The 21382-nt window shown below is 50.5% G+C and carries 16 protein-coding genes and 1 pseudogene; 1 reads left to right on the top strand and 16 read right to left on the bottom strand.

Translation table 11 applies throughout. The features are described from left to right. Nucleotides 1–70: 70 nt before the first annotated feature. The 3 genes from B5F29_RS09950 to glgX are packed head-to-tail and all read right to left on the bottom strand — an operon-like array spanning nt 71 to nt 4196. Entirely contained in the window at nt 71–1435 is a 1365-nt protein-coding gene (locus tag B5F29_RS09950) for a sensor histidine kinase (RefSeq protein WP_087154480.1), read from the bottom strand. Next, the gene (locus tag B5F29_RS09955) at nt 1432–2106 is read right to left on the bottom strand and encodes a response regulator transcription factor (RefSeq protein WP_087154481.1); all 675 of its coding nucleotides are present in this window, start codon (nt 2104–2106) and stop codon (nt 1432–1434) included. The genes B5F29_RS09950 and B5F29_RS09955 overlap by 4 nt, the downstream gene beginning before the upstream one ends. Further along, complete coding sequence (glgX, locus tag B5F29_RS09960; protein ID WP_087154482.1) at nt 2103–4196, bottom strand: glycogen debranching protein GlgX; 2094 nt, start codon at nt 4194–4196, stop codon at nt 2103–2105. Before glgX ends, B5F29_RS09955 begins: the two co-directional genes overlap by 4 nt. 101 nt (nt 4197–4297) lie before the next feature. Here glgX and B5F29_RS09965 point away from each other — a divergent pair, with 101 nt between their 5' ends. Then, entirely contained in the window at nt 4298–4882 is a 585-nt protein-coding gene (locus tag B5F29_RS09965) for a hypothetical protein (RefSeq protein ID WP_087154483.1), read from the top strand. Between the two features lie 52 nt (nt 4883–4934). Here the strand turns inward: B5F29_RS09965 and B5F29_RS09970 are convergent, their stop codons facing one another. The 13 genes and pseudogenes from B5F29_RS09970 to B5F29_RS10035 all read right to left on the bottom strand — a co-directional run. Continuing rightward, a complete protein-coding gene (locus B5F29_RS09970; protein WP_087154484.1) occupies nt 4935–7547 on the bottom strand; it encodes a cation-translocating P-type ATPase in 2613 nt (870 codons plus the stop codon). 38 nt (nt 7548–7585) lie between these two features. Further along, nucleotides 7586–8326: a class I SAM-dependent methyltransferase gene (locus tag B5F29_RS09975; RefSeq protein WP_087154485.1), complete on the bottom strand. Its 741-nt coding sequence runs from the start codon at nt 8324–8326 to the stop codon at nt 7586–7588. A 325-nt stretch (nt 8327–8651) separates the two neighbouring features. Further along, on the bottom strand, nt 8652–11849 hold the full coding sequence (gene carB / locus B5F29_RS09980; protein ID WP_087154486.1) for a carbamoyl-phosphate synthase large subunit: 3198 nt from the start codon (nt 11847–11849) through the stop codon (nt 8652–8654). Next, nucleotides 11842–12921, bottom strand: a complete 1080-nt coding sequence (locus B5F29_RS09985; RefSeq protein WP_087154503.1) for a carbamoyl phosphate synthase small subunit — start codon at nt 12919–12921, stop codon at nt 11842–11844. Before B5F29_RS09985 ends, carB begins: the two co-directional genes overlap by 8 nt. 687 nt (nt 12922–13608) lie before the next feature. After that, nucleotides 13609–14265 carry a phosphoribosyltransferase family protein gene (locus B5F29_RS09990; RefSeq protein ID WP_087154487.1) on the bottom strand — a complete coding sequence of 219 codons (657 nt, stop codon included), beginning with the start codon at nt 14263–14265 and terminating at the stop codon, nt 13609–13611. A gap of 59 nt (nt 14266–14324) precedes the next feature. Beyond that, the gene (locus B5F29_RS09995; protein ID WP_087154488.1) at nt 14325–14822 is read right to left on the bottom strand and encodes a heme-degrading domain-containing protein; all 498 of its coding nucleotides are present in this window, start codon (nt 14820–14822) and stop codon (nt 14325–14327) included. A 115-nt stretch (nt 14823–14937) separates the two neighbouring features. Next, nucleotides 14938–17010 (bottom strand): ATP-binding protein, encoded by a 2073-nt coding sequence (locus B5F29_RS10000; protein WP_162608404.1) that lies wholly within the window; start codon nt 17008–17010, stop codon nt 14938–14940. Between the two features lies 1 nt (nt 17011). Then, complete coding sequence (locus B5F29_RS10005) at nt 17012–18085, bottom strand: metallophosphoesterase family protein (RefSeq protein ID WP_087154490.1); 1074 nt, start codon at nt 18083–18085, stop codon at nt 17012–17014. Between the two features lie 11 nt (nt 18086–18096). Continuing rightward, nucleotides 18097–18561, bottom strand: a complete 465-nt coding sequence (locus B5F29_RS10010; protein WP_087154491.1) for a low molecular weight protein-tyrosine-phosphatase — start codon at nt 18559–18561, stop codon at nt 18097–18099. Between the two features lie 185 nt (nt 18562–18746). Next, the gene (locus tag B5F29_RS10015; RefSeq protein ID WP_087154492.1) at nt 18747–19946 is read right to left on the bottom strand and encodes a site-specific integrase; all 1200 of its coding nucleotides are present in this window, start codon (nt 19944–19946) and stop codon (nt 18747–18749) included. A 111-nt stretch (nt 19947–20057) separates the two neighbouring features. Beyond that, nucleotides 20058–20291 (bottom strand): excisionase, encoded by a 234-nt coding sequence (locus B5F29_RS10020; RefSeq protein WP_008703749.1) that lies wholly within the window; start codon nt 20289–20291, stop codon nt 20058–20060. Nucleotides 20292–20532: 241 nt separating this feature from the next. Continuing rightward, nucleotides 20533–21198 (bottom strand): ATP-binding protein, encoded by a 666-nt coding sequence (locus tag B5F29_RS17300; RefSeq protein ID WP_206414203.1) that lies wholly within the window; start codon nt 21196–21198, stop codon nt 20533–20535. Next, a pseudogene (locus B5F29_RS10035) lies at nt 21188–21382 on the bottom strand (IS21 family transposase); the annotation flags it as partial. The gene B5F29_RS17300 and the pseudogene B5F29_RS10035, both read right to left, overlap by 11 nt.

The following is a 21382-nucleotide window of genomic DNA, read 5'->3' on the forward strand; positions in this document are numbered from 1 at the left end:
TTACACACTCCGTTCAAGTATAGGGCAAAGGAAATCCCGTGTCAAGGCGATTTCCGCGCGCTGCACAGGGTCACTTCTCCCCGCCGAGCGGCAGACGTACTGTAAAGCGGCTGCCTTTTCCCGGTTCGCTTTTCACCGATACGCTGCCTCCATGGGCCTCCGCGATCCATTTCACCAGGGCCAGTCCCAGTCCGGAATTTCCCTCTCCCGATCCGTGCGCTTCGTCCACCCTGTAGAACCGGTTCCAGATCTTATCCAGATGTTCAGGCGCGATTCCGATACCGTCGTCCTCCACCCGGCACACCGCCTCCCGTCCTTCTTTTTCCACCGTCAGACAGATATGACCCTCTTCTTTTCCGTACTGAACCGCGTTCTCCAGGAGATTGACCAATACCTGATCCAGACTTCCCGCGTCTCCCTGTACGATCAGTTCCGGGCTCAAATGACATTGTATCCGGATTTTCCGGAGCGAGGCCTTTTTCTGTACCTTTTCCGCCGCTGCCGCCGCCGCAAGTCCCAGATCTACAGGGGCTTTCCGAAGCGCCTGTTTCCCGCTGTCCGCCCTGGCCAGAGTCAGCAGGCGGGACACAAGAGACGACATCTGCTCCGACTGTTTCAGGATCACTTCCAGTCCTTCTTTTCTCTCTTCCTCTGTAACGTCGTCCATCAGCGCGTACTCTGCCTGGGAACGTATCACGGCGATGGGCGTCCGCAGTTCATGGGAAGCGTCCGATGTAAACTGCCGTTCTTTCGCGAAAGATTCCTCCAGGCGGGCAAACATATGATTGAACGTATCCGTCAGCTGACGCATCTCCCCTCTGGCACGCTCCTCCGGTATCCGGCGGCTCAGGTCCGTACCGCCGCTGATCTCGTCCGCGGTTCTGCAGATCTCATCCACCGGAAGCAGCGCTCTCCGGGTGATCGAATATCCCACCAGCAGCGCCACCGCGATCAGCAGAGGGCAGGCGATCACCAGCAGCCGGACTACCAGATGTTCTACCGTAGTCAGCGTCTCAGCCGTGTTGATTCCTCTCGCCCAGAGCGTCTGACCATTCCCGTAAGGGATCATGATATCATAAGTAGTCCAGGTCTCATCCAGACCGGTAAACTCCTGGATCCCGTAGGCCTTCAGAGGCGTGCTCGTGGGGAATCCCTCCGGAACGCTTCCATATAACAGACTGCCGTCGCTGTCGTAAACACTGAAAACCACACTTCCCTCATAAAACCGGATATCTTCATCCAGTTCATAGGAATCGTCATTCAGACGGATCCCGTCCACAAAATCCCAGACCATATCCTCCAGACGGGATACCGACTCCGAGCGGAGCATCTGTTCTGAATTGTAGAGCAGGAATCCCAGCACCAGAAAAACCAGTACCACCAGCATTCCCGCGTACCACAGGGTCACTTTCCATTTCAGCGGCATCCTTTTCATGGCTGTTCCCTCATCACGTATCCGGCGCCTCTTACCGTATGGATCAGTTTCTTCTCATGTCCTTCGTCCAGTTTCCGGCGCAGATACCGGATATAGACGTCCACCATGTTGGAACCGCCCTCGTAGTCAAAATCCCACACATGCTGCTCGATCTGTTCTCTGGACAGAACCTGCCCCTGATGACGCATAAGATATTCCAGCACCGCGAATTCTTTGGCGGACAGTTCGACCGCTTTGCCGCCTCTGGTCACCAGGTGCTTCCCCGCGTCCACAATCAGATCCGCCAGCGTCATCTCATCCGACGCGCTGTCCGACTGCCTCCGGATCATCACCCGGATCCTGGCCAGCAGTTCCTCGAACGCAAAGGGTTTTACCAGATAATCGTCCGCGCCGCTGTCCAGTCCTTTCACCCGGTCTTCTATGCCGTCCTTTGCCGTCAGGAACAGCACCGGGGTCTGATCTCCTCCGGCGCGCATCTTTTTCAGCACTTCCATGCCGGACATTTTCGGCATCATAATGTCCAGAATCACGGTATCATAAGGGGAAACAGCCATGTAGTCCAGCGCTTCCTGTCCGTCGGCGCAGGCGTCCACGCTGTATCCTTCTTTCGTCAGTCTCTTGCGGATCACCGTCCGCAGATTCTCTTCATCTTCCACTACCAGCAGTCTCATACATTTCCTCCTGTCAGCACCAGCACGGAACGGGGCGCGATCCGCATCCTGTCTTCCAATACCCGGACTTTTTCTCCCGCCGGAATACTTTTCCGCAGATACCATCCGGAAGTGTCCGCTTCCACCTGCCAGCCCATTCCATACGGCAGCCCGGGCACCGGAAACTCCTGCTCTTCCCAGTATACATTGACCGCCAGCAACACCAGGTCATCCCCGGTATTCTCCCGGTTGCGGCCGGCATAAATTACCCTCAGCACGTTTGCAGACTCATCCGGACCTTCCGAGCGCATCTCGGGCCATCCCAGGGAACAGGTTCCGGAAAATCTCCGGATCACGTCATGCTCCTTCCGGAGACGGATCATGTGCTTTGTGTACTCAAAGTGATCCCTGTTCTTCTCCAGCATGCTCCAGTCCAGCCAGGAGATCTCATTGTCCTGGCAATATGCGTTATTGTTTCCGTATTGAGTATTCAGGAATTCGTCTCCTGCCGGAAACATGGGGGTTCCCCGGCTCATCATCAGCACTGTCACCGCGTTTTTAGCCAGTTTTCTGCGCAGGGAAAGGACTTCTTCACTGTCCGTCTCTCCTTCGGCTCCGCAGTTCCAGCTCCTGTTGTCGTTGCTGCCGTCCGTATTGTTCCACCCGTTGGCCTCGTTGTGTTTCTCATTGTAGGAATACATATCCCACAAAGTAAACCCGTCATGGCAGTTCAAAAAATTTACGGAAGCGTTGTGTCCCCGCCGCTCAGGATCATAAATGTCCTGCGAACCCATGATCCTCTGTCCCGCGGCCCACGCCATTCCATAATCTCCTTTCAGGAAATTGCGCATGTCATCCCGGTACCTTCCGTTCCATTCCGCCCAGCGGTTCCATGCCGGAAATGTCCCTACCTGATACAGACCGCCGGCATCCCATGCTTCCGCGATCAGCTTCACATCCCCCAGGATCGGGTCAAACGCCAGGCTTTTCAGTAACGGCGGCTGGCTCATGGGCGTTCCGTCCTCGTTTCTCCCCAGAATACTTGCCAGATCAAAACGAAATCCGTCGATATGATACTCTGTCGCCCAATAGCGAAGGCAGTCCAGGATCATCTGCTGCACGATGGGGTGATTACAGTTCAGCGTATTTCCGCAGCCGCTGAAATTATAATAATAGCCGTCCGGCGTCAGCATATAATAAATATTATTGTCAAATCCTTTAAAAGAGAAACAAGGCCCCAGCTCGTTGCCCTCCGCCGTATGGTTGAACACCACGTCCAGGATACACTCAATCCCGTTTTCATTCAGCGCTTTTATCAGTTCTTTCAGTTCCGTTCCTTCCCTGTTGTACTCGGCATGGCCCGCATAACTGGTATTGGGAGCGAAAAAACTGACCGTATTGTATCCCCAGTAGTCCACCACCTGACGTCCGTCCACGATCCTGCTGTCTTTCATCTCGTCAAACTCGAAGATCGGCATCAGCTCCACCGCATTGACTCCCAGTTCCTTCAGATAAGGAATCTTTTCCTTCAATCCCGCAAAGGTGCCCGGGTATTCCACACCGGAAGATTCATGCTTTGTAAATCCCCGCACGTGCAGTTCATAGATCACCAGATCCTCCATAGGGATAAGCGGATTCCAGTCCTTCCCCCAGTCAAACACATCGCGCACCACCCGCGCTTTGTAGAAAGTGCCTTCCTTTCTGGCGCGGCCCCATACGCTCTGCCCGGTCACCGCCTTGGCATAAATATCCAGCAGCACGTTCTTTTTGTCAAACAGAAGCCCCTTCTTCGGATCATACGGTCCGTCCAGACGGTATGCGTACTCAAATTCTTCAATGTCCAGGCCAAATACGATCATCGCATAGACTTTTCCCACCCGGTAATGCTCCGGGAACGGGATCACCGCGTACGGTTCATCTTCCATACGATGGAACAGCAGCAGTTCGCAGGAAACGGCGCCAAAAGAGTGCACGGTAAAGTTCACTCCTCCCGGCAGCGCCGTGGCTCCGTTCAGTTCATACATGCCGGGACGTACCTGAAACCCGGCGATCTCGTCCATGGGTTCCATATGGATATATCCCATAGGCGTGAAGAATTTCTCATGTCTCATACGGCCTCCAAAAAAATTATTTTCTTTTTTTATTTTAATCTGCCTTTAATTTTTCTCTTTTAGTATATAACTATCAAAACAAGAAAGCGAGGAAAAAATATATGAAAAAAAGAACTTTATTAGCAATCGGAGCCGTTACCGTTTTATTACTCACCGGATGCCAGTCTTCTTCGTCCAACGCGGAGACGGAAGCTTTAAAAGAGCAGATCGCGCAGCTGGAACAGCAGATCGCAGACCTTCAGACAGCAGACAGCTCTGACGACACCGCGGCGGCAGACGATACAGCAGCGGCGGACGCCCAGGCGGCAGATACTTCCGCGAACGCCGGCACTGACGCGGCGGCAGATACCGGAACTGCGGATACCGCAGCGGCAGACACCGGCAGCTCCTCTACCACCTATACCTTAGAGGAACTTACCACTATGGTCAACGACTATGTAACCAAGGCAAACGCCGCAACCCCCAGCGGGTCCAACGACATGGAACAGTTCTTCTCCCTGAAGCAGGAAGCCAACCAGATAGACAATGAATTAGAGATTCATGAAAATGAACTGGAAAGACAGTATCGGGACGGCACTCTCACCAGAGATGAATTCCGTACCAACGAAAGAGAACTGGATCACCTGGAAGATCTGCTGGACGCAGCGGAAGACCAGTTGGAATATGTATTCGGAATCGACGACTAAACGGCCAGAAACGACAACCGCCCGGCAGATCACTGCCGGGCGGTAATTCATTTTATTTTACGCGGATCAGTTTATAGATCTGCAGCAGCAATGTAGGAATAAATGCCAGCACGAAGATGCTCAGCGCTTCACCGCCCGTAAGCGGAGATACCGTAAACAGTCCCTGCAGCCCGGGAACGAACAGCACCAGACATAACAGAGCCAGTCCCAGGACAAAAGCGCCGACGCTCCATTTGTTGCTTCCCAGACCAATCTTCAATATAGAACGGTCACTGCGGCAGTTAAAGCCATGGAACAGTCTGGCCAGCGTCAGTACCGCGAAGGCCATGGTACAGGCCACCGCGCTGTCACGTCTCATGCCGATATAGAACCCTGTCATAACCACCGCTGCGATCAAGGCTCCCTGAGCCAGAAGCTGCGTCATAAACGATTTGGTCAGGATCCCTTCTTTCGGATCCCTGGGCTTCTCTTTCAAAAGCGTCTTGTCCGACGGTTCCATACCGATCGCCAGCGCCGGAAGAGAGTCTGTCAACAGGTTAATGAACAGAAGCTGTACCGGTGTAAAGGGAGATGGGAGGGCCGTAATCGAACAGTACAGCACCGCCAGGATCGCCGCCATATTTCCGGACAGCAGGAAACGGATCGCGTTCTTGATGTTGCGGTACACGTTCCGTCCATTCAGCACCGCCTTGATGATAGTGGCAAAATTGTCGTCCGTCAGGATCATGGCCGCCGCGTCTTTGGAAACCTCGGTTCCTGTAATACCCATGGCCACACCGATATCTGCCTTCTTCAGCGCCGGGGCGTCGTTGACGCCGTCCCCGGTCATGGCTACAATCCGGCCTTTTTTCTGCCATGCGTCCACGATCCGGATCTTATTCTCCGGGGATACACGGGCATAGACAGATACTTTTTCCAGCACCTGGTCCAGCTGATCGTCGTTCAGCGCATCCAGCTCAGTACCTGTCAGAGCCATATCGCCTTCTTCATAGATACCGATCTGGGCGGCGATGGCGGATGCAGTCACCTTGTGGTCGCCGGTGATCATGATCGGGCGGATGCCGGCGCTTTTTGCGTCATGCACCGCGTCCTTCGACTCTTCCCTGGGCGGATCCATCATGGAGATCAGACCTAGGAATGTATAATCTTTCTCATTCTCCAGGGAAAGCACATCGTCCTCTCCCACTTCTTTACAGGCAAAGGCCAGGACACGCAGTCCGTTTCTCGAGAACCGCTCGTTCTGCTCCAGGATCTTTTTCCGGTCGTCTTCGGTAAAAGCTCTCACCCCGTCCGCTTCCGCAATCTGCGTCACCCTGCCCAGAAGCACATCCACCGCGCCTTTGGTGAGCACCGTGGGCACTCCATGCAGACGATATTTGGCGCTCATCAGTTTACGGTCCGAATCAAACGGGATCTCTTCCATCCTGGGCATCATGCCGCGGATCGTCTCCTCGGAAATACCCGCTCTGGAAAGCCCGGCTTTCGCGGCCATCTCCAGCAGACAGTATTCTGTAGGATCTCCCACTCCGCTTCCGTCTTCCTGCAGATAAGAATCGTTAGCCAGAATCGCCGCATACAGGAGATATCTGTGAAGCTGAGTCCGGATATCCACCTGTTCCGGGCGGATCACCTGTCCGTCGATATAGATCTCCTGCACAGTCATGCGGTTCTGTGTCAGAGTGCCGGTCTTATCGGAGCAGATCACAGACACGCATCCCAGGCTCTCCACGGCTTTCAGTTCCTTGACAATGGCGTTTTCTTTAACCATCCGCTGAGTACCCATAGCCTGGACAATCGTCACTATGGAACTGAGCGCTTCCGGAATCGCGGCAACCGCCAGCGCCACTGCGAACATCAGCGAATCCAAAATCGGCATGTCCCGGTACACGCCCAGGAAAAATACCACAATACAGATGGCAATAATGATAATTGCCAGCTTCTTGCTGAAATTATCCAGGCTCACCTGCAGCGGCGTCTTTTTCGCCTGGGTATCGTTCATCAGATTGGCGATCGTACCGATCTCTGTATTCATACCGGTGCCCGTCACCAGCACATCCGCGCGCCCGTATGTCACCAGACTTCCGGAGAAGACCATATTGGTGCGGTCTGCCAGCGGCTGCTCTCCTTCCAGCACCTGGTCGGTCTTATCCACATTGGTAGACTCGCCGGTCAGAGAACTTTCATTGACCTGCAGAGAATAGTTCTGCAGGATCCGGCCGTCCGCCACAATCATATCCCCTGCTTCCAGACAGAGGATATCGCCCGGCACCACCAGTTCAGATTCGATCTCCATTTTGCGTCCGTCCCTGAGAACCTTTGCATGAGGAGAAGACAATGCCTTCAGCGAGTCCAGAGATTTCTCCGCCTTTACATACTGAACCGTGCCCAGCACCGCATTGAGCACGATTACTACAAAAATAACGATCGTGCTTTCTATATTGCCGGAGATCATGGAAATAACCGCCGCCACAATCAGGATCAGCACCAGCAGATCGGCAAACTGTTCCAGAAATACCTGGAGCGTGCTCTTCTTCTTCGCCTCTTTCAGCGCGTTTCTCCCGACTTCATCCAGCTTTTTCTTCGCCTGCTCTGAAGTCAGGCCGTTTCCATCTGTCTGGAACTGGCTGAACAACTCCTCTTTTGACATCTGATAAAATGGTTTCATCTTGCATATTCCTTTCTTTCGCCCATGGGCAGCCCCGTTTATTTTTTCTTAACCACAAACGTATGGTCTTCAAACTCATGCTGATGGATTCTCAGAAAACGGTCAAAGATCATGCCATTCTCCGAACATGCATTGTCTTTCAGAATCGTCAGCGTGCATTCATATGGGAAACAGCTGTTATCCAGAATTACATTGGTGGATAAAGTATACGCGAACCGCAGAATCTCCACCGGATCATGATAGGCTGTTCCAGGGCGCTGGAACTGGCCTTTATCCGTGAAAAAGTTGAAAGACACACCTTTGCGGCACTGTTTAAACAGTTTTTCCACCGAGGAAAAGATCGTCTCGTAATTATCCGGTTTCTCCGTATAAGGAATCGTAAAAGTCTGAGACGATACCGCGTAATCAAATTCCAGGTCTGAAATATCATCTGTGGTGAAATTTCTCTTCAGATACCGGATCCTGTCTGAACCATAATGTTTTCTTCCCTCTTCCATGAACTCATCCACCACGTCAAGACCGATATAAGAATAATCCTGAAAACCCAGCTTCTGGAGATATCCGTTAATATCGCCGAATCCGCATCCTGCATCGCACAGCGTAAACGCCGGCTCTGTTTTCGGCGACTGGAAAAATTCAAAATATTTCAAAAGCTCGTAGTACCGGATCACACGACGGTCACTGGGCATATCCATGCTCATCTCAGAATATCCGTATTTTTTGAAATTCTGGCGATAACGGTCCGTTCTTTCCTCAAATCTTTTGTTTGTCTCTTCCATCCTTTTCTCCTTTTTCTGTTTTATTGTTTGTATAGTATTTCCGATTTCAACTAAATCATCGGATATTATTCATAGGCCTATTATATAAATATTTCTGCTTTCTGTCTATATTTAAGGATGCCGACAATGCGAACCCGGCAACGCGAACCAATCGTTCCCGGCTGCTGATAACTGTTTTTTGCATTATACTCAAATTAAATCAGCAAATACATTCCACAATATCCGTATCCGTCCTATTTTTCCCCATTTTTTTCAAACTGTCTAATAATCGGAAAAGGGCTGCCTCACAGGCAGCCCCCCGGAACGGGCATTGCCGTTCCAAAAACTAAATTGTCGCAATATCAATCAGTGTCAGATTTTTGTGATCGGTATCTTCCAGAGAAGTCACCAGCGCTTTCGCCGTATCGATAGCAGTCAGCACATTGACGCCTGTCTCGATGGCGTTCCGACGGATCACGAATCCGTCATGGCTGTGCTCGACGCCCTGGGACGGCGTGTCGATAACCAGATCGATCTGATGTCCCAGGATCAGATCCAGAATATTCGGGGATTCCTGCTCCAGTTTCCGGGTCATGCGAACCTGTACATCCGCCTCCATCAGAGCCCGTGCCGTGCCTTTTGTGGCATAAATATTGTATCCCAGCGCCTCAAACCGTTTCGCGATCTCCACCGCTTCCGGCTTATCCTCATCACGTACCGTCATAATCATATTTTTATGCTTGGGCAGATTAATGCCTGCTCCCAGAAATGCTTTATACAGCGCTTCATTGAAAGTCTTCGCAATACCCAGGCACTCTCCGGTGGATTTCATCTCCGGCCCCAGACTGATATCTGCGCCGCGGATCTTTTCAAAAGAGAATACCGGCATCTTGATCGCGTAATAATCTGCTTCCTTCTGGAGCCCCGGCTCATAACCCAGCTCCCGGATCTTCTTTCCAAGAATCACCTGTGTGGCCAGGGGCACGATGGGGATTCCTGTCACTTTGCTGATGTACGGAACCGTACGGCTGGATCTGGGATTCACCTCGATCACATAGACGTCTTCTCCTACCGCAATAAACTGAATATTGATCAGTCCGATCACATGCAGAGAACGCGCCAGTTTTCTGGTATAATCCTCAATCGTGGCCTTTACTTTTTCGCTGATGCTTCTGGCCGGATATACGGAGATACTGTCTCCGGAATGAATACCCGCGCGCTCAATGTGCTCCATGATGCCGGGAATCAGGATGTCCTCTCCATCGCAGACGGCATCCACCTCGATCTCTTTGCCCTGCAGATATTTATCCACCAGAATCGGGTGATCCTGGGCAATCCGGTTGATGATACCGATAAACTCTTCCACATCTTCATCATTTATAGCGATCTGCATACCCTGGCCGCCCAGCACGTAGGAAGGACGCACCAATACCGGATATCCCAGGCGGCCTGCGACTGCTTTCGCCTCTTCCGCCGTGTAAACGGTGTCTCCCTTGGGGCGCGGAATACCGCATTTTTCCAGTATTTCATCAAACAGTTCTCTGTCTTCCGCCGCATCCACATTCTCCGCAGAGGTGCCCAGGATCGGTACTCCCATCTTCATCAGGGCTTCCGTCAGCTTGATCGCCGTCTGTCCGCCAAACTGCACCACAGCCCCATCCGGTTTCTCCAGGCGCACGACGCTTTCCACATCTTCCGGCGTCAGCGGTTCAAAATACAGTTTATCTGCAATGTCGAAGTCCGTACTTACGGTCTCCGGATTGTTGTTAATGATGATCGTCTCATACCCTGCTTTGGAAAACGCCCATGTACAGTGTACGGAGCAGAAATCGAACTCGATGCCCTGGCCGATCCGGATCGGGCCGGACCCCAGTACCAGCACCTTTTTGCGCCCGCTGGTCTCCTCTGCCTCATTTTCACTTCCATATACAGAATAGTAGTATGGCGTTGCCGCGTCGAATTCTGCCGCACAGGTATCCACCATCTTATAGGAAGCTACAATGCCGTTGTCATAACGCATGGCGCGGATCTCGGCCTCTGTCTTTCCGGTAAGCTGCGCGATTACATTGTCCGGGAACTCGATACGCTTTGCTTCTTTCAGCAGATCTGCCGTCAGTTCCTGCGTTTTCAGAGCATGCTCCATTTCCACCAGAATGGCAATCTTGTCGATAAACCACAGATCAATCTTCGTAATATCATGGATCGTTTCATATGGGATCCCCTGGCGGATCGCTTCCGCGATCACCCAGATCCTGCGGTCGTCCACCACTGCCAGCTGCTCCAGCAGTCCGTCATGATCCAGATGGCTGAAATCATAGGACATGAGGCTGTCCACATGCTGCTCCAGAGAACGGATCGCTTTCATCAGACCGCCTTCAAAGTTGTCGCAGATGCTCATGACTTCTCCGGTCGCCTTCATCTGCGTAGTCAGCGTTCTCTTGGCGCTGATAAACTTATCGAAAGGCAGACGCGGCATCTTAACCACACAATAATCCAGCATAGGCTCAAAGCTTGCCATCGTCTGTCCGGTGATCGCATTTTTGATCTCATCCAGCGTATATCCGATGGCGATCTTCGCCGCCACCTTCGCGATCGGATAACCGGTCGCCTTGGAGGCCAGCGCCGAAGAACGGCTCACTCGGGGATTCACTTCAATGACGCAGTATTCAAAACTCTCCGGATGAAGCGCGAACTGAACGTTGCAGCCGCCGGTAATCTGGAGCTCTGTAATAATGTTGAGCGCGGAAGTTCTGAGCATCTGATACTCTTTGTCGCCCAGCGTCTGAGAAGGAGCCACCACAATACTGTCTCCCGTATGAACTCCAACCGGATCGATATTCTCCATGTTGCAGACCGTGATCACATTGCCGGCGCTGTCACGCATTACTTCATACTCGATCTCTTTCCATCCCGCGATGCAGCGTTCTACCAGTACTTCTCCCACACGGGAAAGACGCAGTCCGTTTGCCAGGATTTCTTCCAGTTCAGCCTGGTTATGGGCGATTCCTCCGCCGCTTCCTCCTAAAGTATAAGCCGGACGAAGCACCACCGGATAACCGATCTGACGCGCGAACGCAATGCCGTCTTCCAGATTGTTTACTACCAGAGACGATGCCACCGGCTCCCCGATCTTCTCCATAGTGGATTTAAATTCCAGACGGTCCTCCGCCTTTTTGATCGTCTGAGAAGTAGTACCGATGAGCTTTACCCCGGTCTCTTCGAAGAATCCCTGTTCATCCAGTTCCATGGCCAGATTCAGTCCTGCCTGTCCGCCCAGGGTCGGCAGCACGCTGTCCGGTTTTTCTTTCAGGATCAGCTGTTTCACCACTTCTGTCGTCAGCGGCTCGATATATACGTGATCCGCGATATCTTTATCCGTCATAATCGTAGCCGGATTGGAATTCAAAAGAACTACTTCGATTCCTTCCTCTTTCAAAGAACGGCACGCCTGTGTCCCCGCGTAGTCGAACTCTGCCGCCTGGCCGATGACAATCGGACCAGAACCGATCACCAGAACTTTCTTAATCTCCGGATTCTTAGGCATTCTTCTTCACCTCCATCATTCGAATAAAACGGTCAAACAGATACCCGGAATCCTGCGGTCCGGGACACGCCTCCGGATGATACTGTACTGTGAAAATATTCTTTCCAACATATTTCAGGCCTTCATTCGTCCCGTCGTTGACATTTTCAAATGCAGGAACCGCAACAGCCGGATCCAGGCTGGACACATCCACTGCATACCCGTGATTCTGAGAGGAGATATACACTCTGCCTGTCTCCAGATCTCTTACCGGATGATTGCCGCCGCGATGTCCGTACTTTAATTTATAGGTATCCGCACCTGTAGCCAGCGCCATAAGCTGATGACCAAGACAAATTGCGAAAACAGGAATATCTGTGTGATAAATCTTGCGGATCTCTTCGATGACCTTGCCGCACGCTTTCGGGTCGCCAGGACCATTGGAAAGCATGATGCCGTCCGGATGGGAAGCGATGATCTCGTCCGCAGATGTATGAGAAGGATAGATAGTGACTTCACAGCCACGATTATTTAAAGAACGCGCGATATTGCGTTTTGCTCCCAGGTCAAGCAGGGCCACCTTATAGCCGTCACCCGGAAGTACGGTCTTTTGCTGACAGCTCACTTTCGACACTTCGTCTCCGGTAGAATATGCTTTCAGCTTTTTCATGACTTCTTCCAGAGAATAGTTTTCATCCGTGGTAATCATACCGTTCATAGTTCCCGACTCTCTGAGGATCTTCGTCAGTGCACGGGTATCAATACCGCAGATACCGGGGATGTCATTCTTTTCCAGGAAATGCTGTATCGTGTCTTCCGACCGGAAGTTGCTTGGCATCCTGGACAGCTCCCTCACAATAAAACCGTCCACCCAGGGTCTGTCGGATTCCATATCCTCATAACAGATCCCGTAATTGCCAATCAGCGGATACGTCATCACCACGGCCTGTCCCGAATAAGAGGGATCGGTCAGTACTTCCAGGTAACCAGTCATAGAAGTATTAAATACAATCTCGCTGACCGCTTCCCTGGCAGAACCAATGCTTCTGCCGGTAAAGACATGTCCGTCTTCCAAAATCAGAAATGCTTTCATCTTTTCACCTTTGTCCTTTCTTCCAGTATCTGAACAGGGCATCCGGCCGTTTCCAGCCATGCCCAGCGCATGGCCGCAGTTTTCGGCTGCTTCCAGCCATGCCCAGCGTCCGGCTTATAAATGCCCAAATTGCAAGTATTATACATGAAAAGACGAAGATTGTAAACCCATGAATCATAAATTCCGTATAATTACTGTGTTTACCGTGTATGCTTTGCTGCTTTTACTGAGATTTTTCCACCCATATTTTCCAGATTCCTTGAAAAATAATTAAGATGTGTTATAATACACTTAACAGGAAAGCCGGAAGGTGAATGCAGCTCACCCGCCCCGGCGAAAATCACTTACAAAATAGCTCGTCGACTTTTCCAGGGTCAGGACGGGCTATTTTTTATGCGTAAAATTCAGAATGGCCACGATCAGCAGCGCAATGCTGATTATGAGATTCAATTCCTCATATGTACTCATAAGCACCACCTCCAAACAGGCTCGGAGCGGGTGCAGCACGTCCCCGGCTTCCCGGTTAAATGTACTATTATTTTTTATATTCACCGTCATGTGCGGCAGATCAATAACTGATCCGGCAATATATGGCACTCTCGAACCCCTGTATAAATTGCCCGGAGTCCTTAACTTAAAAAGGTGCCGTAAAAATGACACCTTTTCTTTTTCTTTGCATGAAACAATTTAAAATTTACTGTAGCCGTAGCCATTTACGATCGCGTCAATCTTCTGCTTTACCGCGCACATGGGACATTTCTTTGCGTCATAAGACGCATATCCGTTCAAGTCCTTACCGGAAAAGATGCTGTTTACTTCGATAAATCTGCCCTCTTCTACCATAACCTTGGTAACGAAACTGAATACCGCGGCGATCCCCTGTACTCTTCCGCCATAATATTTAATACTGGTGATGGCCTTGTCCAGCGTGACTCCCGTCGTGATAGAAGTGGATAAAATCAGAATATTCTTACCTTCTACCATAAATCTGGAATTATCCCGGAAAATCATCTGTCCATTGATGTCTTCCTCCGGAGACGTAATGTAAATCGTCTCGTGCGCATTCATACACCGGATTCCGGATTTGGAAAGTTCCTGAGCCAAATAGGCCCCGATCACTTCGCACCCGTTCAGACAGATGATTGTATCCACCATCGTATTGTGCATGTATTTGCCCGCCAGGATCCTCGCAGCTCCCTCGGCCTCGTTCTGCCTGGCAAGCAAAGTCGTCATGTCCATGTAATGAGTAATGTGCGAATGAGAAGTAACAAAATGTCCCGGAATCACTTTCAGCGCCACTTTCCCATCTGACGGTGAATAGACTTTAAACATGCGGCTCTCCATATAATCCCCCCTTTTGAATTATTTTCCCAGGATCCCTCTGCCGGATCCTGATACGCCCCTTAAAAATGTACCGGCAGTCTCGGGATCTCATCGATCCTCAGATACTGGCTCAGACACGCGGCAGCAAATTCATGGTCTGCCATATGGTCCAGGCCGGATACAATCACGCTTCCGATCACACCGACGCCTGCGACGCGGATCGGAAAACCGCCGCCGGAAGCTGTATATTCCCCATTATTCAGACCTCTGTCCTCCAGGGTCTCGTCATTTTTCTTCATCATCATATACAGACGCAGACTGCTCATCTCCATCACACGCACTGTATTCTGCTTTCGGGTCATCCATTGCTCATTATTGTAGTTCGTCCCTTTGAAACCATACTGGAATACTGTATATCCGTTATTCAGCCGGATGCTGATCGCCACCGGCAGACGGTTTCTCGCCGCTTCCGACACCATAAGACTCCCCAGTTCCCAGGCATCTTCATTTGTAAAATGAGAAAATTGAAGAATCTCCTCCTGCATTGCCAGTATCCGAATGGACTCTTCCAACATCATACCATTGCATCCTCCTTTTCCTCTTGTACGGCATCAATGCTGTCTTAATAAGGTAAGTATAGCACGTTTAATTCCAGGAAGCAATCAGCCAATATGGGCCAGGAGTCCCTTTTCCTTATCCCCGGCATGTAAAATAAATCATCTGCCGTCTTTTGGACATTTCTTTTATGAATGCCAACGCTCTTTCATACCGCTCTGGATCCAGATTTACAAAAGGATCGTCCAGGATCAGCACCGGCTGTTCTTTTTCATAAAGCGCGTCCACCACTGCAAAGCGTTCCGCGATCCGGATCAGATCCTGCTCTCCTGCGCTGAAATACGCCAGTTCTCTGGCTGCTCCCCCTTTCGGGATTTTCACCTGCAGTTTCACATCCAGGATCGGTTCAGACTCTCCTTCCGGATCTAATGCTTTCAGATAATGCAGGAAATTCTGCTGCAGGCACTCCAGATAACGGGATGAAAAACGGTTTCTTGCTTCCTTCAGATATTGGAGAGTTGTTCCCAGCAGTCTATGTTCCCGTTCCGATGCTTCCAGCTCTCCTTTCAGACGTTCGGTTTCCTCTTCCAGCTCCGGGATCCGCTCCGCTTCACCGGACAGGTTCTGTATCTGATTCTGTATGTGGCCTATTTCTTTCTGCAGTGTTTTCCTCTGTTCCTGCATCATCCGGAGTTTCCGTTCCAGATCTGCCTTTTCCTGTACAGTAACGGATGGCTGATGCATACGCGCAAGTTCCTCCGGCGGCAATCCGTCCCGGAACTGTTCATAGGCCATCCGGCTTTTCCCTGCCTCCTTTTTCTGTATCCCATAATCGCGCAGAAGTTCCCCATACCGGCGGCTCCGCTTTCTTTCCTTCTGCAGGGCTTCCTCCAAAGCATGCTCATCGTCTTCCTGTACCGGATCGACCATAAGGATTCCTTTTATTTCTTCACGAAGCGTCCCCTCCTGCTCCTGAAGTTTTCTGCAGCTTTCCAGGAGCTCCGTATGCTGTTTCCCGATTTCATGAAGTTCCCTTGCCTTTTTCTGTCTTTGTTCTTTCTTCTGCCACTCCTTTGCTGCCGCCATGAGCAGCAGCAAGATTCCGGACACCGCCAACACAAGCCCCGGGATCAGAGGTCCCCTTGCAAGCGCCGCGATCCCGGCCAGTAAAATTCCTCCCGCAGGCAGCCAGAATTTTATCCCGGTTTTTTCTCTTTTTCCTTCCCGACGCAGTTCCTCTGCGCGCCTGTCCAATTCCCGCGCACGGGACATTTCGCCGTCAATCCCGCGCGTCACTTCCTGCAGCTTTATGATCAGCCTCTGGCACTGATCCAGTTCCTCCTCTTCAGGCGGAGCCGGTTCAAACGCTTCCAGTTTTTCCTGGGTTTCCCGCAAAATATCTGCCCTTCCCTGCGCCTCTTCTTTCAGACTTTCCAGACGTTCCCTGTGGGCATCCAGGGCCGCCTGACCGTTCTTCGCCTGAATCTGCTCCTCCGCAGCCCGGATTTCCTGCTGCAGTTTTTGATCCTGGGATTCCTTCTGCGCCATCATGCGCTTTTGTTCTTCCAGATTTTTCTCTTTGAACCGACAGTTTTCCAACTCTTCCTGAAGTCTTCTGATCATCTCCTGAAGTTCGGGGATCCTTCCGCGATTCCCGAGCTTCCGGTAATATTTCATCCGATTTTCCAGAGAAATACATGCTTTTTCATAATTCTGCATATCTCCGGCCTCTTCTTCCACACGGGTCAGCCGGGCGTTCATGCTGTCGTTGACTGTCACGGAAAAATCCTGCTGCGCGAAATAACTGCTCCGTTCAAACGCAGACCGGTCCAGACGAAACAACTCCTCGCCCAGACGTTCCGTATAATCACTGCTTGGAAGACCCGTAACCAGGTCATACAGGCAGAATGTATCCTCTCTCTCTTTCATTCCAAAAAAGCGTTCCGCCCGATAGCATCTTTCCCCTGCAGAAAACTCCACACTGCCGCCAAAAGCCCCTCCCTGCCAGGGCAGATATTTCTTTCTTTCATTTTCTTTGAGGGAACGCCGTGTGGTCGCTTCCAGCCCGTAAAACACAGCTTTTAAAAACGCTGCCAGCGTGGATTTCCCCCAGCCGTTGGCAGCGTTTATATGATTTAGTCCTTCCCGGAACTCCATGTCAAAATCATGAAGTTTGCCAAAATTCTCAATATGTATCCGTAAAATCTGCATCCTAATCCTCCCCGGCCAACGCGCGGATTCCCATCCGCAGCACCTGCTCTTTCTCTTCCTGCTCCATGGAAGAGGCCAGTACCATCCGTACAAATTCTCCTTTGAGAGAAACATCATACCGATAATCTTCCGGATGTACGGCAAGGCTGGTACGGTCCTGCACTTTCGCAAAATACCAGGAATCTTCCAGCCATTTTTCAAGCCATGAAGAATCCTTCTCCGCTTCCGGAGACACCTCTCCGGTCAGAATTACTTTTACCATATCCTTTTCCGGAACCGGAGAAAGAGTTTCCTGCGTTTTTTTACGGATTTCTTCCTGCGTCAGAAGTCCCGTAATATCCACCGGTATTTCCCAGCACCGACGAAAGGCAAACGGCACAAATTTCCGGCTGATCCGTCTGTCTTTGATTTCCAGCAGCACATATCCTTTTTCTCCGCATTCGTCAAAGCCCCTTCCTTCCAGGCATCCGCTGTAGCACCAGATACCCCTGTCGTCCAGGCGGCCTTCCCGATAACTGTGGATATGCCCCAGAGCAAGATAATCAATATTCTTGTCCCTCAGCGCACGTAAAGAGAAGGATTCTGTCTGTTCCCCTGTTCCATATTCTGCCGCCATCCCATGCAGCATGACCAGATTGATCTTCCCCGGATCCAGGATCAGCTTTTCAAAAATTCCATCCGGCGTTTTCTCCGAAAGCTCCGCGCCGGCAATACACAGCTCCCCCTGCTGATATACGCTCCATCCCGGTCCGAATATCCGAAGATTGCCCGGCAACACCTGAAGATCAGCCAGAAAAGAATTCTGATCATGATTTCCCTGGAGATAATAAAAAAAGATCCCCGGATGATTTTTTACCGCGTCCAGTACGCAATTCCCGGCACGCGCGGATATGGTCTTTGCGTCAAACAAGTCCCCGCACATCAGAATCGCTTCCACACCCTGGTCCTCTGCTGTTTCCACCATCCGCGTGAAAGTACGCATAACCTCCTGGCGGCGTTCCCTCGCTTTCTCCCGGGGCAGGCTTGCTTCCATCCGGGCGTCCAGATGAAGATCCGCGCAATGTATCAGTTTCATGATATCCTCCGTCACACCATATCCGTTTTCCGGATATGTTCCAGCAGACCTTTGCAGCCTGCCGACACATCCCGGTAAGTAGCATCAAAATCACCCGTATACCAGGGATCATCGATATCCCGTTCTTTGTCCGCATATTCCAGCAGACGGTGCACTTTTTTATCCGGATCATTCCCGATGATCCGCAGAATATTGCGGATATTCCAGGTATCCATACCGATCAGATAATCATATTTCTCATAATCCGACCGTTTCAGCTGCACAGCGCGGTGGTCTCCGCAATAAATTCCCACCTCACCCAGTTTCCTGCGTGTTCCGCGGTGGACGCCGTTGCCGATCTCCTCCGTGCTGGTCGCAGCAGAATCGATGTGGAAGCAGTCCGCAAGGCCGGCCTTGTCGACCATGTCCTGCATAACGTATTGAGCCATTGGGCTGCGGCAGATGTTGCCGTGGCAAATAAATAGTACTTTAATCATCTTTTTATATCTCCATTTAAGTCTTGTATTTCTTCCCAAACGCTTGATATTTCAGGGTTTTCCGACTTTTGAGTTTTCCTTTCTTTTCAAGGTATCTTCTCAAATCTTCTCGTATTTTCTTATGTTTTTCCCTGCAATCTTGGTAAATCCGTTGGTAAAGCAAGCGTCCTTACCAACAGGCTTTTTTAACTATTCGCTATCCGATATACTTCTTCCTTTGCATCATCAAAATTCACATGGGGGTAAGTGTTCAAGGTTACACTGATGTCTGCGTGACCCATGATATACTGCAAGGTTTTCGGATTCATACCGGATTTTGCCATATTAGAGCAAAAGGTGTGCCTGCATACATGAGGAGTAACTCTCGGCATCTGGATACGGTAAATCCTGTTGTATTTCTGAATGATATGCTCCATGTACTTCTCCCAGTGAAGGGCAACCATCGGCATATCGTTTTTATCCAGAAATAAAAATCCAGCGTATCCTTCCACCATCGGTTCAACCTTTGGTGTCTTTCGGTTGGCAATAATTCTGCGAAAACACGCTGCGACAGCTTCCGTCATCGGCACATAGCGGATGCCTTTGTCAGTTTTTGGTTCTTCAATTACATACTGCATCTGTACAGTACGCTGTAACTGATGATCTACCTTAATACGCATTTCTCCAAACTCAATCTCTGAAACCGTCAGCCCACAGAACTCTGAAATACGAAGCCCTGTGTGAAAAAGAATATAGATTGCATCATAGTATCTGCTGAAATGTTTATCTTCCTGAATAAACTTCAGCAAATCTCTCTGCTGCTTTCGGGTAATCGCTTCTCTGGTAACAGAATCATTGACAATGACGGATGCAAGCTCAAATTCAAATGGATTTTTACGAAGCAAATCATCGTCTACCGCCATCTGAAATGCTGGTCTGAGGACTCCCCGGATAGAATGAATGGAACTGTATCCCCGCCCATCAATTTGTTGGAGCTTAATCAACCATGCCTTGGCGTCTGACAAACGCACCTTATCAATTCGCAGATTCCCAAAACTCTCTTTTTTCAGCATATTGATGACCGTTTTATATCCGGCAACCGTATTGTGACGAACTCCTGTTTTCAATGAAACATACTTTTCTACCAGTTCCAAAACAGTATAGTTGCCACCGTTGGTTACGATACGGTCAAACAAATCCGCTTCAATCTGTTTTTCTTTCTCACGCAGGGAAGGCTCCCGCTTCTTCCCCTTTGGCATTGGGTCATTCTTGTCTAAACGCCAGCTGTATACATTTTTCTCTTTTCCGTCCTCATCAATATAGCGGAACCGATACCTCCCATCTTTACGCTGGTACTCGCCTTCTCGCAAAATCCGATTACGGTTATCTCGTCTTTTCTCACTCATCGTGAACTCTCCTTTCAAAAAAAGAGAGCCAGACTTGCACTCTTATCATAGCACAAATTCAGCTCTCCGCATAGTTATATCATGTGAAATCGGTAAATCTGTCAGCTCTGTTTACACAGCAGTAGCCTGATCCAGATACCTCTCAAATTTCTCACGCTTAATGAGGGCACGATTGCCGTTCATCACATAAAAATCCTCATTGGGATGTGTGTCAATAAGCGTTCTCAATTTTCCTTCGCCGATATGATAATATCTGGCTGCTTCCTCAATGGTAAGCGTATATCTACGCCACACCGGAATATCCGAGTAATTTTTTCCTTCAATATTCAGCTTATTATTCGCCATAGGCAGTTATCCTCCATGCATGAAAATAGCCAGACAGAGGGTGTCGGCAACGAAGTCCGGCAACGGGCTTCAAAAGACCTTGCAAACAATCTCAATCTGGCGATGGTTACTATTTATACTTTTCTTTTATTTTTCTGTTGTTTTGGTTGTTATAAGGGAGAAAAGCCGATAGTTTCGGGATTTTCCCCGGCAACCGGCTCGGCAACGGGATAGCAACAGGGGGTGCAACGGGCTGTCATTTTCAGAATGGAAGCTCCATCTGTTCTGTGACCTCCACAAAACCGTCCACCGTTTTTTCAGACAGGTTGCTGGAGTCCGTTGCCGGGTTTTCACGCTCCCAGCCCTTTTGTCTGCCATATTCTGAAAACATTCTTGGGTTCGGGAAGTACCGCCAGCGGTCAATGCTCTGGTTCATAATCTCGTTGATTTCCCGGATTTCCCATTGCTTCGGTTCGTCAAAGGCATGGTTCAAGGCTTCCTTGTACTCCATTAGCAGGTCAGGCAGCCTGACATACCGTACCCTGACATGGTTCAGGCAGGCTTCTTTTCCCAGGGCACAGGCCAGGTAGGTCTTCCCTGAACCGGTAAATCCCTGGAGGATGATGCTCTGGTGCAAACCGATGTACTGGCCACTGAACAGGTTCTCAATGAGCTCCCTGTTTAATCCGCGGCTGGCATAGATGACTCCCTGCCGGTTTGCCTGCGGAAAACGGAGCTTTGCTGACTTGATCAGCCGCTGTATCTTCCCATTGTATTTCTCCTGGTAAATGTAGTCCACCAGCCGCTGCATCCTTTCATCGAAGGGCAGGGCTATTGTCGCAGGATCCGCCTGCTGTACCTCCAGCCCTTTGATTGCCTCGCCCAGATTAATTTCACGCAGCTTGCGCCTGGTCTCTTCATTGATCATCTCTGCCACCTCCGTAATAGCTGCTTCCCCTCAGGTATCCCATCTGGGAATGGTCCTTTGCATCTGCTTTTTTGCGCTCTACGTAAATCTCATCTTGATTGGATGCAAGGATCGAATTAAGATGGTGGTAACGGGGCTTTTTAATCCCGCTGGTGATGGCAAACTCACAGGCAGCTTCCAGGCG

Source organism: Lachnoclostridium sp. An196, from assembly GCF_002160135.1.
In the GTDB taxonomy this organism is placed as follows: domain Bacteria; phylum Bacillota; class Clostridia; order Lachnospirales; family Lachnospiraceae; genus Hominiventricola; species Hominiventricola avistercoris.

What these genes read in the sequence shown, in the direction of transcription:
- glgX (WP_087154482.1), bottom strand. Translation starts at nt 4,196, where the DNA reads ATGAGACATGAGAAATTCTTCACGCCTATGGGATATATCCATATGGAA.
- B5F29_RS09975 (WP_087154485.1), bottom strand. Translation starts at nt 8,326, where the DNA reads ATGGAAGAGACAAACAAAAGATTTGAGGAAAGAACGGACCGTTATCGC.
- B5F29_RS09950 (WP_087154480.1), bottom strand. Translation starts at nt 1,435, where the DNA reads ATGAAAAGGATGCCGCTGAAATGGAAAGTGACCCTGTGGTACGCGGGA.
- carB (WP_087154486.1), bottom strand. Translation starts at nt 11,849, where the DNA reads ATGCCTAAGAATCCGGAGATTAAGAAAGTTCTGGTGATCGGTTCTGGT.
- B5F29_RS09970 (WP_087154484.1), bottom strand. Translation starts at nt 7,547, where the DNA reads ATGAAACCATTTTATCAGATGTCAAAAGAGGAGTTGTTCAGCCAGTTC.
- B5F29_RS09990 (WP_087154487.1), bottom strand. Translation starts at nt 14,265, where the DNA reads ATGGAGAGCCGCATGTTTAAAGTCTATTCACCGTCAGATGGGAAAGTG.
- B5F29_RS10010 (WP_087154491.1), bottom strand. Translation starts at nt 18,561, where the DNA reads ATGATTAAAGTACTATTTATTTGCCACGGCAACATCTGCCGCAGCCCA.
- B5F29_RS10000 (WP_162608404.1), bottom strand. Translation starts at nt 17,010, where the DNA reads ATGCAGATTTTACGGATACATATTGAGAATTTTGGCAAACTTCATGAT.
- B5F29_RS10005 (WP_087154490.1), bottom strand. Translation starts at nt 18,085, where the DNA reads ATGAAACTGATACATTGCGCGGATCTTCATCTGGACGCCCGGATGGAA.
- B5F29_RS17300 (WP_206414203.1), bottom strand. Translation starts at nt 21,198, where the DNA reads ATGATCAATGAAGAGACCAGGCGCAAGCTGCGTGAAATTAATCTGGGC.
- B5F29_RS10020 (WP_008703749.1), bottom strand. Translation starts at nt 20,291, where the DNA reads ATGGCGAATAATAAGCTGAATATTGAAGGAAAAAATTACTCGGATATT.
- B5F29_RS10015 (WP_087154492.1), bottom strand. Translation starts at nt 19,946, where the DNA reads ATGAGTGAGAAAAGACGAGATAACCGTAATCGGATTTTGCGAGAAGGC.
- B5F29_RS09995 (WP_087154488.1), bottom strand. Translation starts at nt 14,822, where the DNA reads ATGATGTTGGAAGAGTCCATTCGGATACTGGCAATGCAGGAGGAGATT.
- B5F29_RS09955 (WP_087154481.1), bottom strand. Translation starts at nt 2,106, where the DNA reads ATGAGACTGCTGGTAGTGGAAGATGAAGAGAATCTGCGGACGGTGATC.
- B5F29_RS09965 (WP_087154483.1), top strand. Translation starts at nt 4,298, where the DNA reads ATGAAAAAAAGAACTTTATTAGCAATCGGAGCCGTTACCGTTTTATTA.
- B5F29_RS09985 (WP_087154503.1), bottom strand. Translation starts at nt 12,921, where the DNA reads ATGAAAGCATTTCTGATTTTGGAAGACGGACATGTCTTTACCGGCAGA.